Source organism: Alcanivorax sp. HI0007 (assembly GCF_001635525.1).
Taxonomy (GTDB): domain Bacteria; phylum Pseudomonadota; class Gammaproteobacteria; order Pseudomonadales; family Alcanivoracaceae; genus Alcanivorax.
The window spans coordinates 1-211 of record NZ_LWEJ01000091.1 but is presented as its reverse complement, the minus strand read 5'-3'; the positions used below and the strand labels follow the sequence as shown (position 1 = coordinate 211).

The following is a 211-nucleotide window of genomic DNA, read 5'->3' as shown; positions in this document are numbered from 1 at the left end:
GCTTGTGATCACCTGAACGCTTGCCGCCATAGACAAGGCCCCGGTAATAATCATGCTCACCGCCGGTCACTTTCACATGCTGACGGGAAAATGAACGGCGCGTGCTGATATCCACGCTGCCCGCGCTGGAGAAATCCCCCACCGACGCATAATAGGGACCTTTGCGATACTCAACGGTCTCGATCACTTCCGGTATCAGGAAATTCACATC

1 protein-coding gene is annotated in these 211 nt (G+C 54.5%); it reads right to left on the bottom strand.

Annotated elements, in window-relative coordinates:
• On the bottom strand, nt 1–211 hold a 211-nt coding region (locus A3714_RS17945), incomplete at both ends, for a hypothetical protein (protein ID WP_197463367.1).